Origin of the sequence: Shinella sp. M27, from assembly GCF_049199905.1 — a bacterium.
Taxonomy (GTDB): Bacteria; Pseudomonadota; Alphaproteobacteria; order Rhizobiales; family Rhizobiaceae; genus Shinella.
The window spans coordinates 144872-158335 of record NZ_JBLZPK010000032.1; the positions used below are offsets into that span (position 1 = coordinate 144872).

The 13464-nt window shown below is 63.6% G+C and carries 16 protein-coding genes; 14 read left to right on the forward strand and 2 right to left on the reverse strand.

Features of this window, described 5'->3' with window-relative positions:
* Positions 1-21 precede the first annotated feature (21 nt).
* The 12 genes from tsaB to trmB all read left to right on the forward strand — a co-directional run bounded on the left by tsaB (position 22) and on the right by trmB (position 11123).
* Positions 22-663 (forward strand): tRNA (adenosine(37)-N6)-threonylcarbamoyltransferase complex dimerization subunit type 1 TsaB, encoded by a 642-nt coding sequence (gene tsaB, locus ACOZK4_RS12920; RefSeq protein WP_421592215.1) that lies wholly within the window; start codon positions 22-24, stop codon positions 661-663.
* 4 nt (positions 664-667) lie between these two features.
* Positions 668-1162: a GNAT family N-acetyltransferase gene (locus ACOZK4_RS12925; protein WP_421592216.1), complete on the forward strand. Its 495-nt coding sequence runs from the start codon at positions 668-670 to the stop codon at positions 1160-1162.
* A 37-nt stretch (positions 1163-1199) separates the two neighbouring features.
* A complete protein-coding gene (locus ACOZK4_RS12930; protein WP_117367711.1) occupies positions 1200-1625 on the forward strand; it encodes a Fur family transcriptional regulator in 426 nt (141 codons plus the stop codon).
* 40 nt (positions 1626-1665) lie between these two features.
* Positions 1666-2454 carry a lysophospholipid acyltransferase family protein gene (locus tag ACOZK4_RS12935; protein ID WP_421592217.1) on the forward strand — a complete coding sequence of 263 codons (789 nt, stop codon included), beginning with the start codon at positions 1666-1668 and terminating at the stop codon, positions 2452-2454.
* 39 nt (positions 2455-2493) lie between these two features.
* Complete coding sequence (miaB, locus tag ACOZK4_RS12940; protein WP_421592218.1) at positions 2494-3885, forward strand: tRNA (N6-isopentenyl adenosine(37)-C2)-methylthiotransferase MiaB; 1392 nt, start codon at positions 2494-2496, stop codon at positions 3883-3885.
* Positions 3886-3912: 27 nt separating this feature from the next.
* Positions 3913-4965, forward strand: a complete 1053-nt coding sequence (locus ACOZK4_RS12945) for a PhoH family protein (RefSeq protein ID WP_313531225.1) — start codon at positions 3913-3915, stop codon at positions 4963-4965.
* 71 nt (positions 4966-5036) lie between these two features.
* On the forward strand, positions 5037-5543 hold the full coding sequence (ybeY, locus tag ACOZK4_RS12950) for an rRNA maturation RNase YbeY (RefSeq protein ID WP_421592219.1): 507 nt from the start codon (positions 5037-5039) through the stop codon (positions 5541-5543).
* A 13-nt stretch (positions 5544-5556) separates the two neighbouring features.
* On the forward strand, positions 5557-6708 hold the full coding sequence (locus tag ACOZK4_RS12955; protein WP_421592220.1) for a hemolysin family protein: 1152 nt from the start codon (positions 5557-5559) through the stop codon (positions 6706-6708).
* A gap of 118 nt (positions 6709-6826) precedes the next feature.
* The gene (gene lnt, locus ACOZK4_RS12960; RefSeq protein ID WP_421592221.1) at positions 6827-8413 is read left to right on the forward strand and encodes an apolipoprotein N-acyltransferase; all 1587 of its coding nucleotides are present in this window, start codon (positions 6827-6829) and stop codon (positions 8411-8413) included.
* 147 nt (positions 8414-8560) lie between these two features.
* Positions 8561-8980: a helix-turn-helix domain-containing protein gene (locus ACOZK4_RS12965; RefSeq protein WP_117367725.1), complete on the forward strand. Its 420-nt coding sequence runs from the start codon at positions 8561-8563 to the stop codon at positions 8978-8980.
* Positions 8981-9174: 194 nt separating this feature from the next.
* On the forward strand, positions 9175-10413 hold the full coding sequence (gene metK / locus ACOZK4_RS12970; RefSeq protein ID WP_421592222.1) for a methionine adenosyltransferase: 1239 nt from the start codon (positions 9175-9177) through the stop codon (positions 10411-10413).
* 8 nt (positions 10414-10421) lie between these two features.
* Complete coding sequence (gene trmB / locus ACOZK4_RS12975; protein ID WP_421592223.1) at positions 10422-11123, forward strand: tRNA (guanosine(46)-N7)-methyltransferase TrmB; 702 nt, start codon at positions 10422-10424, stop codon at positions 11121-11123.
* A 21-nt stretch (positions 11124-11144) separates the two neighbouring features.
* On the opposite strand, the gene ACOZK4_RS12980 is transcribed toward trmB, so the two are convergent.
* Together ACOZK4_RS12980 and ACOZK4_RS12985 are read right to left on the reverse strand one after the other, a co-directional pair.
* Complete coding sequence (locus tag ACOZK4_RS12980; RefSeq protein WP_314090372.1) at positions 11145-11405, reverse strand: DUF1150 family protein; 261 nt, start codon at positions 11403-11405, stop codon at positions 11145-11147.
* A gap of 131 nt (positions 11406-11536) precedes the next feature.
* Positions 11537-11968, reverse strand: coding sequence for an Hsp20 family protein (locus ACOZK4_RS12985; protein WP_117367731.1), 432 nt, complete (start codon positions 11966-11968; stop codon positions 11537-11539).
* A gap of 183 nt (positions 11969-12151) precedes the next feature.
* On the opposite strand from ACOZK4_RS12985, the gene ACOZK4_RS12990 reads away from it, so the two are divergent.
* Both ACOZK4_RS12990 and ACOZK4_RS12995 read left to right on the forward strand, forming a co-directional pair.
* Positions 12152-13093, forward strand: a complete 942-nt coding sequence (locus tag ACOZK4_RS12990; protein ID WP_421592224.1) for a nucleoside hydrolase — start codon at positions 12152-12154, stop codon at positions 13091-13093.
* Positions 13093-13452, forward strand: coding sequence for a hypothetical protein (locus tag ACOZK4_RS12995; protein ID WP_421592225.1), 360 nt, complete (start codon positions 13093-13095; stop codon positions 13450-13452). Before ACOZK4_RS12990 ends, ACOZK4_RS12995 begins: the two co-directional genes overlap by 1 nt.
* Positions 13453-13464: the final 12 nt, after the last annotated feature.

The window sequence follows — 13464 nt, forward strand, 5'->3', positions numbered from 1 at the left end:
CACGCATCGCAGGTGCCCGGCATGATCGTCCTTGCGATCGATACGGCGAGTACCGGCTGTTCGGCTGCCCTCTATGATTCTGATCGGGATGTCGTGCTCGGCGCTGCCGGCGCGGATATCGGCCGCGGCCATGCCGAGCGGCTGATGGAATTCGTCGACGGCGCGCTCGCCGCCGCCTGCCTCGACCTTCCCACAATCGATCGCATCGCCGTCACCATCGGCCCCGGCTCCTTCACCGGCATCCGCGTCGGCGTCGCTGCCGCGCGCGGCCTGGCACTGGCGCTCGGCATCCCCGCCGTTGGCGTCAGCACGCTTGCGGCGCTGGCTGCGGATCGTCAGGGTCCGCTGCTGGTCGCCATCGATGCCAAGCGCGACGAGGTTTACTGGCAGGCGTTTGCGGCCGATGGCAGCGAAGCCACGCCGCCGGCCATCGCCAGTGTCGAAGAGGCGCGCGCCATTGCGCTGGCGCATGACGGGAATATTATCGGTTCGGCTTCGGCCCTGCTGCGCGAGGGCGCGATTGCGGAGACGGACGGCGTTTCCATTGCCACCGTCGCGCGCCTCGGCGCCCGCCTCGATCCACAAAACCATCTGCCGAAGCCGCTCTATCTGCGCGGTCCCGATGCCAAGCCGCAGGCGGGTTTCGCGATCCGCCGAGCCTGATGCCATGTCCCTGAGCGACTATTTCACCCGCAAGCCCATCTTCGAGATCTTTCCGCTGGAGACCGCCGATGCCGGTCTCGCGGCGACGTTGCATCAGTTGCGTTTTCCTCAGCCGTGGAACGACGGCGAATTCCATTCGCTGCTGTCGCAGGACCTGGTTTTCGGCTTTCTGGCGCTGAAGCAGGGCGGGCTCGGCCGGACCGCCGGCGGCTTCGTTCTGGCCCGCGCCACGGCGGGCGAGGCGGAAATCCTGACGATCAGCGTCGATCCGCGCTTCGGCCGCTCCGGCCTCGGCTGGCGGCTGATGCTGGCGGCACTGCGCGAGGCGAAGATGCGCGGCGCCGAAGACATTTTCCTCGAGGTCGACGAGGTCAACCACGCCGCGCGTGGTCTCTACGGCAAGCTCGGCTTCCTCAAGGCCGGCGAGCGCAAAGCCTATTATGCCGCCGCCGATGGCAGCCGCTCGGCGGCGCTTGTCATGCGGCGCGATCTTCGCTAGTCCCCTATCGGGGGGCGACAAGAGAAGGGCAGACGGGATGGCGGACGCGGAAAAATCGCTGGAAGAGCTTTGTGTCGAGCGCGGCATGCGCATGACCGAGCAGCGCCGGGTGATCGCGCGCGTGCTCGAATCCTCCGCCGATCATCCCGATGTCGAAGAACTCTATCGCCGTTCGTCGGCCGTCGATTCGCGCATTTCCATCTCCACCGTCTACCGCACCGTCAAACTCTTCGAGGATGCGGGCATCATCGAGCGCCACGATTTCCGCGATGGCCGCTCGCGTTACGAGACGGTGCCGGACGAACATCACGATCATCTGATCGACCTGAAACACGGGCAAGTCATCGAGTTCCATTCGCCTGAGATCGAGGCCCTGCAGGAGCGCATTGCGCGCGAGCACGGTTTCAAGCTCGTCGGCCATCGGCTGGAACTCTACGGCATTCCGCTCAAGGAGGGCGAGTGAGGTGGATTCTTTCGCCTTGTGAACGCCCGCCGGTGATGCCTTGATCACCTGGCTGCGCATTGCTTTCGGCGCCATCGTCCTTCTTGCGGTCACGCTCCTCCTGTTGCCGGTTCAGCTTATCGGCCTGCGCTTCGACCTGAAAATCCGCCGCCGCCTGCCGCGCCTCTGGCATCGTGTCGCCTGCTGGGTGCTGGGCCTGCGCGTGCGCGTGCATGGCACGCCGGAGCCGAAGCGCCCACTGCTCTTGGCGGCAAACCACGCCTCCTGGAAGGATATCCTGGTGCTCGGCTCAGTGGCCGACGTCGCCTATATCGCCAAGGCCGAGGTGCGCGGCTGGCCGGTCTTCGGCATGCTGGCCCGCCTGCAGGCGACGATCTTCGTCGAGCGCGAGCAGCGCCAGACGACGGGCGATCAGGTGAACGAGATCGCCGAGCGCCTGACGGCCGGCGAGATCATCGTTCTCTTCCCCGAGGGCACGACCTCCGACGGCAACCGGCTGATGGAGATCAAGACCTCGCTTTTTGGCGCCGCCGCCTCCGCCGTGCCGCATGCGCCCGATGGCGTCGTGTTCATCCAGCCGGTTTCCATCGCCTATACCGGCGTGCACGGCATGGCGATGGGCCGCTTTCACCGGCCGCTCGCCGCCTGGCCGGGGGATATCGAGCTCGGCCCCCACCTCATGGGGGTGATCCGCGAAGGGGCGGTCGATGTCGACGTCGATTTCGGCGAGCGGGTGGAGTATTCGCGGGCCAGCAACCGCAAGCAGGTGAGCCGCCAAGTCGAGACGCGCATCCGCGCCATGCTGGGCGCGCGGCTGCGCGGCAGATAGAGCTTCAAATTCCGGCATATTTCCACTATGGAAGCGGCCATGAGCGAACAGTCCCTTACATTGCCCGAGGCACCCGCGGCCACACCGAACACCCGCAAAGTCTTCGTGAAGACCTACGGCTGCCAGATGAACGTCTATGACAGCGAGCGCATGACGGATGCGCTGTCGAAGGACGGCTATGAGGCGACGGACGTACTGGAAGAGGCCGACCTCGTTCTCCTCAACACCTGTCATATCCGCGAGAAGGCGGCGGAAAAGGTCTATTCCGAGCTTGGCCGACTGCGCGACATGAAGAAGGCGCGCGCAAAGGACGGCCGCGATATGGTGATCGGCGTCACAGGCTGCGTCGCGCAGGCCGAGGGCAAGGAAATCCTGCGTCGGGCACCCGCCGTCGATCTCGTCATCGGCCCGCAGACCTATCATCGTCTGCCGGACGCGCTGCGCCGCGCCAAGGGCGGCGAGCGCGTCGTCGAGACGGATTACGCGATCGAAGACAAATTCGAGCATCTTCCCGCGCCGGAAAAGGCAAAGACCCGCGCCCGCGGCGTCACCGCCTTCCTCACCGTGCAGGAAGGCTGCGACAAGTTCTGCACCTTCTGCGTGGTGCCCTATACGCGTGGCTCGGAAGTTTCCCGCCCCGTTGCGCAGATCGTCACCGAGGCCGAACGCCTCGTCGAGGGCGGCGTGCGCGAAATCACGCTGCTCGGCCAGAACGTCAATGCCTGGCATGGTCTCGGCCCCGATGGCAGCGAATGGAGCCTCGGTGATCTCCTCTGTCGCCTCGCGGAAATCGAAGGCCTTGCGCGCCTGCGCTATACGACGAGCCATCCGCGCGACATGGACGACCGGCTGATCGCGGCACATCGCGACCTGCCCAAGCTGATGCCCTATCTGCACCTGCCGGTGCAGTCCGGCTCCGACCGCATCCTGAAGGCCATGAACCGGCGCCACACGGCGGCCGAATATATCGCGCTGATCGCGCGCATCCGCGCCGTCCAGCCGGACCTCGCCATTTCGGGCGATTTCATCGTCGGCTTTCCCGGCGAGACCGACCAGGACTTCGAAGACACGATGCGCCTCATCGAGGCGGTCGGTTATGCACAGGCATTTTCCTTCAAATATTCCATCCGCCCCGGCACGCCGGGCGCAGAGATGGAGGGTCATGTGGCGGAGAATATGAAGGCCGAACGCCTTGAAAGATTGCAGGCTTTGCTGTTTCGCCAGCAGCGCGAATTCGCTGCCGGCTGCATCGGCAAGGAGATCGACCTGCTTCTGGAAAAGCCCGGCCGCATGCCCGGCCAGCTCGTCGGCCGCTCGCCCTGGCTTCAGCCTGTGAATGTTGATGCAAAAGCGTCGGAAATCGGTGACATTATACGGGTACGAATCACCGATGCCGGGCCCAACAGCCTCTTCGCGGAAGCGATCGGGTGACGGGCGGATCGCAAGGAGCTTGACCGCTTGAACGGACACGAACTGATGACGTCCTCGCCGCGCCAGTCGAAGAACCAGACCGACGTAAATCAATTCGTGCTCACGTTCGAAAACAATCGATACGCAAGCGAGCTCTTCGGCCAGTTCGATCAGCATCTGAAGCTGCTCGAAGAGCGCCTCGGCATCGATGCGCGGGCACGCGGAAATTCCGTTTCCATCTCCGGCGACGTGGTGCCGACCAACCAGGCTCGCCGCGCGCTGGATTATCTCTATGACCGCCTCCAGAAGGGCGGCTCGATCGAGCTGTCGGACGTGGAGGGCGCGATCCGCATGGCGATTGCCGCCGACGATCAGCTTTCGCTGCCGACCATGGAGCGCAAGGCCAAGCTCTCCATGTCGCAGATTTCCACCCGCAAGAAGACCATCGCCGCCCGCACGCCGACGCAGGATACCTATATCCGCGCGCTGGAGCGTTCCGAGCTGGTCTTCGGCGTCGGCCCGGCCGGCACCGGCAAGACCTATCTCGCCGTCGCCTATGCCGCCCAGCTTTTGGAGCGCGGCGCGGTCGACCGCATCATCCTGTCGCGCCCGGCCGTCGAAGCCGGCGAGCGTCTGGGCTTCCTGCCCGGCGACATGAAGGAAAAGGTCGATCCCTATCTGCGCCCGCTCTATGACGCGCTCTACGACATGATGCCGGGCGACAAGGTCGAGCGCGCCATTGCCGCCAACGTCATCGAAATCGCCCCGCTTGCCTTCATGCGCGGCCGCACGCTCGCCAACGCCGCCGTCATCCTCGACGAGGCGCAGAACACGACGTCGATGCAGATGAAGATGTTTCTGACGCGTCTCGGCGAGAACGGCCGCATGATCGTCACCGGCGACCCGAGCCAGGTCGACCTGCCGCGCGGCGTGAAATCCGGCCTCGTCGAGGCGCTGCAGATCCTCAAGGGCGTCGAGGGCGTCTCGGTTGTGCGCTTCAAGGATGTCGATGTGGTGCGCCACCCGATGGTCGCCCGCATCGTCCGGGCCTATGAGGCGACGACCGCCGTGCAGGACGAAAGCGAGCAGACCGACCGCTGAGCGGTCGACAAGCAATTCCAGCAAAAGTGTGAAGCGGTTTTGCGTTCGGAATTGCGTAAAAAAGAAATCTCATGAGCGAACTCGATATCCAGATTTCCATAGAGGAGGGCCAATGGCCCTCCGAAGAACGTCTTGCCGACATGAGCGCGCGGGTACTCGGTGCCGCCGCCGACTATCTGCGCAAGACGGAAAAGCAGCCTTTCCCGAAGACCGGTGCGCCCGAGGTCTCTCTCGTCTTCACCAATGACGCTGACATCCGCGGCATCAATGCGGAATGGCGCAGCCAGGACAAGCCGACCAATGTTCTGTCTTTCCCCGCCTTTCCGCTAACGCCGGGAAAAATGCCGGGTCCGATGCTCGGCGACATCATCTTCGCTGAGGAGACGCTGACCCGCGAGGCGGGCGAACTCGGCAAGTCCTTCGACGACCATCTCACGCATCTGATGGTGCATGGATTTCTGCATCTCTTCGGCTATGATCACATGGACGACGAGGAAGCGGAAAAAATGGAGGGGCTCGAGACTCGCATTCTTGCCGGGCTTGGCCTATCTGACCCCTACGGGGATGACCCCGATTAACCAGTTTGGACCAATGAGCGACTTCAGAAATCAGTCGGCAACGACGGAAAAGCACGAGGCGGACGCCTCAAGTCAGGACGAGGCGGGCAGTAGTAGCAGCGCGCCGAAGCAGGAGAACGGCGGCCGGACATCCTTCTGGTCCCGCGCGACTCGGCTCTGGCGCATGACGGGTGCCTCCACGCTGCGCAAGGACCTCGCCGAGGCCCTGATGACGGAAGACACCGGCGGCGAGCCGGCCTTCCTGCCCGAAGAACGGGCCATGCTGCACAACATTCTCCGCTTCCGCGAAGTGCGGGTCGAGGACGTCATGGTGCCGCGCGCCGATATCGAGGCCGTCGATCAGGACATCACGATCGCCGAGCTGATGGTGATCTTCGAGGATTCCGGCCGCTCGCGCATGCCGGTCTACAATGAAAGCCTCGACGATCCGCGCGGCATGGTGCACATCCGCGATCTGCTTGCCTATGTTACCAAGCAGGCCCGCAACAAGCGCCGCAACGGCGCCAAGGCCGCGTCCGCCAATGGCGAGAAGCCGGCCCGTTCGCCAAAAGCCGAATTCGACCTCGGCCGCGTCGATCTGTCGAAAACCGTCGCCGAAGCCGGCATCATCCGTCAGGTTCTCTTCGTGCCGCCGTCCATGCTGGCTGCCGACCTGATGGCGCGCATGCAGGCCGACCGCACGCAGATGGCGCTTGTCATCGACGAATATGGCGGCACGGATGGTCTCGCCTCTCTGGAGGACATCGTCGAGATGGTTGTCGGCGATATCGAGGACGAGCATGACGACGAGGAGGCGATGATCCAGCGCGTCAGCGACGACGTCTTCATCGCCGACGCCCGTGTAGAACTGGAAGAGCTGGCCAAAGCCATCGGTCCGGATTTCGACATTCGTGAACAGCTCGAGGATGCCGATACGCTCGGCGGTCTGATCTTTGCGTCGCTCGGCCGCATTCCGGTGCGCGGCGAGGTCGTTCAGGCGGTGCCGGGCTTCGAATTCCACGTGCTTGATGCTGATCCGCGCCGTGTCAAGCGCGTGCGCGTCACCCGCAAACGCGCTGGCTCGGTACGCCGCCGCGAGCGCCGGCCGGAAGGCGAAGGCACGAATGCTGCCGCCGACCGTCAGCAGACACTTGAACAGCAGACCGGCAAGGCGAACGCCGACTGACGCCATCTGCCTGATCCCTAAAATGATCTGCGCCTTGTCCTGTGTTACGGCAGGACAAGGCGTTGGTTTTTTGGAAGACTGGCGCGGCTGATTCGGGGACATCAAAAAAGGGGACGGCATGGAGCGGCTCGCGGGCACGGTCATGCTCCTGTCTGGAACGAGACGGGCGCTGGTGGCATTTCTTGCGGGTCTGATCGGGGTGCTGGCACTGCCGCCCTTCGGCTTCTTCGCGGCGCTCTTCGTGTCCTTCACCCTGCTCGTCTGGCTGCTGGACGGCGCAAGTGCTGCGCCAGAAGCCGGTTTCATCAGGCGTCTCGCGCCCGCCTTCCGTATCGGCTGGTTCTTCGGCTTCGGCTATTTCGTCGGCGGGCTCTGGTGGCTCGGCAATGCGCTTCTGGTGGAGGCCGACGACTATGCCTGGGCGGTGCCACTCGCCGTTCTCGGCCTGCCGGCGTTCCTCGCGCTCTATTATGGCCTCGCCGCCGCCATCGCGCGTCTCCTCTGGTCGGATGGCATGGGGCGCATCGCCGCGCTTGCCTTCGCCTTCGGCGTGGGGGAATGGCTGCGCGGCACGCTCTTCACCGGCTTTCCCTGGAATGCGGTCGGCTACGGCGCCATGCCGGTGCCGCTCCTCATGCAGTCGTCGAGCGTTCTCGGCATCGCTTCCATTAATGCACTCGCCGTCTTCGTTTTCGCCACCCCGGCGTTGATCGGTACGCGGCGCGGCCGCATGCCGGGCTTGGTGCTCGCCACGCTGCTTTTTGCCGCCCATATCGGCTATGGCTACCACGTTCTTCATTTTGTCCCGCCGCCGCAGGGCGAGGCCACCGTCGTGCGCCTCATCCAGCCGGTCATCGACCAGGCGTTGAAGCTCGACGATTCCGCCCGCGCCGAAATCTTTGAAAAGCATTTGAAGCTGAGCGCCGAAAAACCCGCAGAGAGCGGCAAGCGGCCCGATATCGTCGTCTGGCCGGAGACCTCCATTCCCTTCATCCTCACGGACAATCCCGACGCGCTGGTGCGCATTGCTGATGTGCTCGAGGACGACCAGATATTGATTGCCGGCGCGGTGCGTACGGAAAGTGCGGGCTCCGGCAAGGCGCCGCGCTACTACAATTCCATCTATGTCATCGACGGCAAAGGCCAGATCATCGCCGCCGCCGACAAGGTGCATCTCGTGCCCTTCGGCGAATACATGCCCTTCGAGGAGGTTTTCGAAAGCCTCGGCGTCTCGGCCGTCGCGGCCATGCCCGGCGGCTTTTCCGCCGCCCGCGAACACCAGCTTCTGACCGCCGCCGGCAAGGGCTTCTACCCGCTGATCTGCTACGAGGCGATCTTCCCGTCCGAGATCAATGACGCGGCAGAACAGGCCGCGGCGCTGCTCAACATTACCAACGATGCGTGGTTCGGCAACACGCCTGGCCCCTACCAGCACTTCCTGCAGGCGCGCCTGCGCGCCGTCGAGCGCGGCCTGCCACTGATTCGCGCCGCCAATAATGGCATTTCGGCCGTGGTGGACAGTCGGGGGACTATCGTAACGGGTATATCATATGATACGCCCGGATATGTTGATGCAACTCTCCCGGGAAGAATTCAGGTTGCCGACAAGGTGAAACGGCAGGTTTGGTCGTTTCTAGCCGTGCTTGCTGTTCTATTTGCGGCCGCGGCGATTTCTCGTATTGGTTTTAGAAACAGGATGAATTGACCCAAAACCCCTAAAATAGCATAGTGCAACCCGCCGGCCGTTCTCCTGTATTGTGGTAGCCTTTAAGAGGTTGCGCATACAACGTGACGTTAAGTCTTCGTTAAGGCTGCCGGAAGGGTGGGGCCATTCCGCGTTAGGACGAAAGTGATGATGGAAAACAAAAAGAAGCCGAATCCGATAGATATTCATGTCGGAAGCCGGATCCGGCTTCGCAGGACCATGCTTGGCATGAGCCAGGAGAAGCTGGGCGAAAGCCTCGGCATCACCTTTCAGCAGATTCAGAAATACGAGAAGGGCACGAACCGCGTCGGCGCCAGCCGGCTGCAGAACATTTCGAGCATTCTCAACGTACCCGTCTCCTTCTTCTTCGAGGATGCGCCGGGCGATCAGTCGGATGCTCAGGCCGGCCTCGCCGAGGCGTCGAGCTCCAATTACGTGGTCGATTTCCTGTCTTCTTCCGAGGGCTTGCAGCTCAACCGCGCCTTCGTGAAGATCGGCGATCCCAAGGTGCGCCGCAAGCTTGTCGATCTCGTCAAGGCGCTGGCCGCCGAAGCCGAAGTCGAGTGATCCCATCCATTGTTGCATGAGATGAAGGGGCGGCGGGCAGGCCGCCCTTTTCCGTTGCTTATCCTGGTTTTCGACGGGGCGGATCGCCCGGAAATCCGGGACATAAAGACATTCTTATGTCCTTGTGTGCTTGTCTTTCCCCGATGAACTGAATAACAACGTCGAAGTCCATTTTCTTTGAGGGGAATTCCCGCATGCGCAGCAGCTATCTCTTCACCAGCGAGTCCGTCGCCGAAGGCCATCCGGACAAGGTTTGCGACCGTATCTCCGATGAGATCGTCGATCTGGTCTATCGCGAAGCCGTGAAGTCGAAGGTCGATCCGTGGTCGGTCCGTATTGCCTGCGAGACGCTTGCGACGACGAACCGCGTCGTGATTGCCGGCGAAGTGCGCCTGCCGCCGAGCCTCCTGAAGAAGGACAAGGACGGCAAGGACGTCATCAATCCCTCCAAGTTCAAGTCGGCCGCCCGCAAGGCGATCCGCGACATCGGCTACGAGCAGGACGGTTTCCACTGGAAGACGGCGAAGATCGACGTGCTCCTGCACTCGCAGTCCGCCGACATTGCCCAGGGCGTCGACAACGCCGCAGACAAGCAGGGTGACGAGGGTGCCGGCGACCAGGGCATCATGTTCGGTTACGCCTGCCGCGAAACGTCGGAACTCATGCCGGCGCCGCTTTATTATTCGCACCGTATTCTCCAGCTCCTCGCCGATGCCCGCAAGAAGGGCGAGGGCGATGCCGGCAAGCTCGGCCCCGATGCCAAGAGCCAGGTGACCGTGCGCTACGTCGACGGCAAGCCGGCCGACGTCGCCTCCATCGTGCTCTCCACCCAGCATCTCGATGACAGCTGGGATTCCAAGAAGGTGCGTCAGGTCGTCGAACCCTATATCCGCGAAGCCCTGCACGACATCAAGATCGCCGACGATTGCGTCTGGTACATCAACCCAACCGGCAAGTTCGTCATCGGCGGTCCCGATGGCGACGCCGGCCTCACCGGTCGCAAGATCATCGTCGACACCTACGGCGGTGCGGCTCCCCATGGCGGCGGCGCCTTCTCCGGCAAGGACACGACCAAGGTCGACCGTTCGGCCGCCTATGCCGCGCGCTATCTGGCCAAGAATGTCGTGGCTGCCGGTCTTGCCGACCGCTGCACGATCCAGCTGTCCTACGCCATCGGCGTCGCCCAGCCGCTCTCGGTCTATGTCGATCTGCACGGCACCGGCAAGGTCAGCGAAGACGCCGTCGAGGATGCGATCCGCAAGGTCATGGACCTCTCGCCGTCGGGCATCCGCCGCCATCTCGACCTCAATAAGCCGATCTATGCCAAGACGTCCGCCTACGGCCATTTCGGACGCAAGGCCGGCCGTGACGGCTCGTTCTCCTGGGAGCGCGTCGATCTCGCCAAGGCCCTCAAGGACGCCGTAAAGAACTGAGACCCGATATGAGCGATGCCGAGCACCCCACCCGCGCGAGCGAGGCCTTTTTCGGTCGCCGCAAGGGAAAACCCCTGCGCGAGCGGCAGGTGCAGCATCTCGAAACCCTGCTGCCGGAGCTGAAGGTCGACCTGTCGACCGAGGCTCCGGCGGACATCACCACGCTCTACGGCTTCAAGCCGGAGCGCATGCGCCTCGAAATCGGCTTCGGCGGCGGCGAGCATCTCATCCACCGCGCGCTGGAGACGCCTCAGACCGCCTTCATCGGCGTCGAGCCCTTCGTCAATTCCATGGCGAAGCTCATCGGCCGCATCGAGGAAACGGGCGCGAAGAACATCCGGCTTTACGATGACGATGCGACGGAGCTGCTCGACTGGCTGCCGGCCAATTCGATCGATCAGATCGACCTTCTCTATCCGGATCCATGGCCGAAGAAGAAGCACTGGAAGAGGCGGTTCGTCTCCAGGGTCAACCTAGACCGCTTTGCCCGGGTGCTGAAGCCGGGCGGGCTCTTCTGCTTCGCGTCCGACATCGACACCTATGTCAACTGGACGCTGATGCACTGCGGGGCTCATCCCGCTTTCTTGTGGACCGCGGAAAACGCGGCCGATTGGCTGACGCCCTATGCCGGCTGGCCGGGCACGCGCTACGAGGCCAAGGCCAAGCGCGAAGGCCGCAAGTCGGCCTATCTCACCTTCCGCCGTCTCTGACGGAAGGCCCGGTCTTCAAGCTTAGTGCAGGCTGACGGTGCGCAGCTCGTCCTCGGCAGCCTTGTAAAAGGTGCTGGAACGGTTGTCGGTCAGCAGGATCGGCGTGCCGTCGGCGCCGAACAGGGCCCACAGGTCCAGGCTCGGATCGATTTCCGGGGCTTCCGGGAAGACGCGCGACACTTCGTCGGCCTTTATCTTCCTGATATAACCGACTTCGCCGGCGCCGAGATGCGCAAGGTCTGCCTTCGAGACGGTGGTCGGGGTTGCGATTTTCAGTCCCATCTTTGCCTCCATGGCAATGCCGGCAAATGCCGGCCGCTGGGCGCCCGCGGCCACAATGGCGCTCGGTGCGTCAGCGATCAGGTTACGCTCGAGACGGTCCGGCGGTTGTTCCCGCAGGAACGGCTCATGATCTAGTCTGATACGGAAATGTTAATTTTCTTTACCATTCGAACCGGCTCGGGCCGGACGAGATCCACCGACAGAAGACCGTTCTTCAGCTCGGCGCCCTGAACGCGCATGCCGTCGGCAAGCACGAAGGTGCGCTGGAACTGGCGGGCGGCGATGCCGCGGTAAAGATAATCCCGTTCGCCATTGTCGACCTGGCGGCCGCGAATGACGAGCTGGTTTTCCTCCGTCGTCACGTCGAGTTCCTCTTCGGAGAAACCCGCGACGGCAAGCGTGATGCGCAGGCGCTCGGGCGCGCCGGTATCGCCGTTGGGACGCAGACGTTCGATATTGTAGGGGGGATAGCCATCATTGCCCTTGGCGATGCGCTCGAGGGTCTTTTCCATGGCGTCGAAGCCCAGCATCAGCGGGCTGGCAAAAGGGGTCATGCGTGTCATCGTCTAGTCCTTGGCTTTCAAGCGACTGTGGCGGGACCCGGCCTCGGCATCCCGATGGCTGCAATATGGTGATTGCGCGTCTGCGGCGCAAGACGCTTGCGAACGGCGATTTCGCAAATATAGTCGCCGCTTCGCCCGCGCGCGGCGCGCCACGAATCATAAGAAACACGGGATGGAAACGGCATGTCCGAGCCTCGGAAAATCATCATCGACACGGATCCGGGGCAGGACGATGCCGCCGCGATCATGCTGGCGCTCGGCAGCCCGGAACTCCAGATCCTCGGCATCACCACGGTGGCCGGCAACGTGCCGCTGTCGCGCACCTCGACCAATGCCCGCATCATCCTGGAATTCTGCGCGCGCACCGACGTCAAGGTTTTCGCCGGCGCCGACAAGCCGATCGCCCGTCCGCTGATCACCGCCGAGCACGTGCACGGCAAGACCGGTCTCGACGGTCCGGAGCTGCACGAGCCGCAGATGCCCTTGCAGGCGCAGCACGCCGTCGATTTCATCATCGAAACGCTGCGCAGCGAGCCGGAGGGGACTGTGACACTCTGCACGCTCGGCCCGCTCACCAATATCGCGACGGCCCTCCAGAAAGCGCCCGACATTGCCGGCCGCGTGCGCGAACTCGTCATGATGGGCGGCGGCTTCTTCGAGGGCGGCAACATCACGCCTTCAGCCGAATTCAACATCTATGTCGATCCGGAAGCCGCCGCCGTCGTCTTCCAGTCCGGCATCCCCATCGTCATGATGCCGCTCGACGTCACCCACAAGGTGCTGACGCTGAAAAGCCGTGTGGCGAAGCTGCGCGAAATCGGCAATCGCCCGGCCACCGCGCTGGTCGAGATGCTCGAATTCTTCGAGCGCTTCGACGTGGAGAAATACGGTTCCGACGGCGGCCCGCTGCATGACCCGACGGTCATCGCCTATCTCCTGAAGCCGGAACTCTTCGCCGGCCGCGATTGCAATGTCGAGGTCGAGACGGCCTCGCCGCTGACATCAGGCATGACGGTCGTCGACTGGTGGCAGGTCACCGGCCGCAGGCACAATGCGCGCGTCATGAAGGATGTCGACGCCGACGGCTTCTTCGCGCTGCTCACCGAGCGCGTCGGCCGCTTGTGATGCGCGGCCCGCGCAGCGTCGGCCCCGCCGCGGAGGCCCGGTTCCACAAGGAAATGATGGGCCTCTACGACCGCTTCGCCGAACTCGGCTTCCGCCCGGTGCTGCTGCGTCGCTTCGTGCTTTTGAACGGCGGCGTGGCCGCCGCGAAAGACCTCGTCTTCAAGCCCGGCACGACCGGGCTGGAGCGCCTGCTCGACGCGGACAAGGCCGAGCTGTCCATGGAAGCGCTGATGCTGCGGCCGGAATTCCAGCCACTGTTTACCGAACTGGAGCTGAAGGAGGCGACACAGCGCCTCGCCAGCGCGACACGCTCAAGGTCGCGCGGCCGGCTGCAAGCGCAGCCGACCGAACGCAAGTAGGAGAGGGCGGGA

What these genes read in the sequence shown, in the direction of transcription:
- tsaB (WP_421592215.1), top strand. Translation starts at nt 22, where the DNA reads ATGATCGTCCTTGCGATCGATACGGCGAGTACCGGCTGTTCGGCTGCC.
- ACOZK4_RS12925 (WP_421592216.1), top strand. Translation starts at nt 668, where the DNA reads ATGTCCCTGAGCGACTATTTCACCCGCAAGCCCATCTTCGAGATCTTT.
- ACOZK4_RS12930 (WP_117367711.1), top strand. Translation starts at nt 1,200, where the DNA reads ATGGCGGACGCGGAAAAATCGCTGGAAGAGCTTTGTGTCGAGCGCGGC.
- miaB (WP_421592218.1), top strand. Translation starts at nt 2,494, where the DNA reads ATGAGCGAACAGTCCCTTACATTGCCCGAGGCACCCGCGGCCACACCG.
- ybeY (WP_421592219.1), top strand. Translation starts at nt 5,037, where the DNA reads ATGAGCGAACTCGATATCCAGATTTCCATAGAGGAGGGCCAATGGCCC.
- ACOZK4_RS12955 (WP_421592220.1), top strand. Translation starts at nt 5,557, where the DNA reads ATGAGCGACTTCAGAAATCAGTCGGCAACGACGGAAAAGCACGAGGCG.
- lnt (WP_421592221.1), top strand. Translation starts at nt 6,827, where the DNA reads ATGGAGCGGCTCGCGGGCACGGTCATGCTCCTGTCTGGAACGAGACGG.
- ACOZK4_RS12965 (WP_117367725.1), top strand. Translation starts at nt 8,561, where the DNA reads ATGATGGAAAACAAAAAGAAGCCGAATCCGATAGATATTCATGTCGGA.
- metK (WP_421592222.1), top strand. Translation starts at nt 9,175, where the DNA reads ATGCGCAGCAGCTATCTCTTCACCAGCGAGTCCGTCGCCGAAGGCCAT.
- trmB (WP_421592223.1), top strand. Translation starts at nt 10,422, where the DNA reads ATGAGCGATGCCGAGCACCCCACCCGCGCGAGCGAGGCCTTTTTCGGT.
- ACOZK4_RS12980 (WP_314090372.1), bottom strand. Translation starts at nt 11,405, where the DNA reads ATGGGACTGAAAATCGCAACCCCGACCACCGTCTCGAAGGCAGACCTT.
- ACOZK4_RS12985 (WP_117367731.1), bottom strand. Translation starts at nt 11,968, where the DNA reads ATGACACGCATGACCCCTTTTGCCAGCCCGCTGATGCTGGGCTTCGAC.
- ACOZK4_RS12990 (WP_421592224.1), top strand. Translation starts at nt 12,152, where the DNA reads ATGTCCGAGCCTCGGAAAATCATCATCGACACGGATCCGGGGCAGGAC.
- ACOZK4_RS12995 (WP_421592225.1), top strand. Translation starts at nt 13,093, where the DNA reads ATGCGCGGCCCGCGCAGCGTCGGCCCCGCCGCGGAGGCCCGGTTCCAC.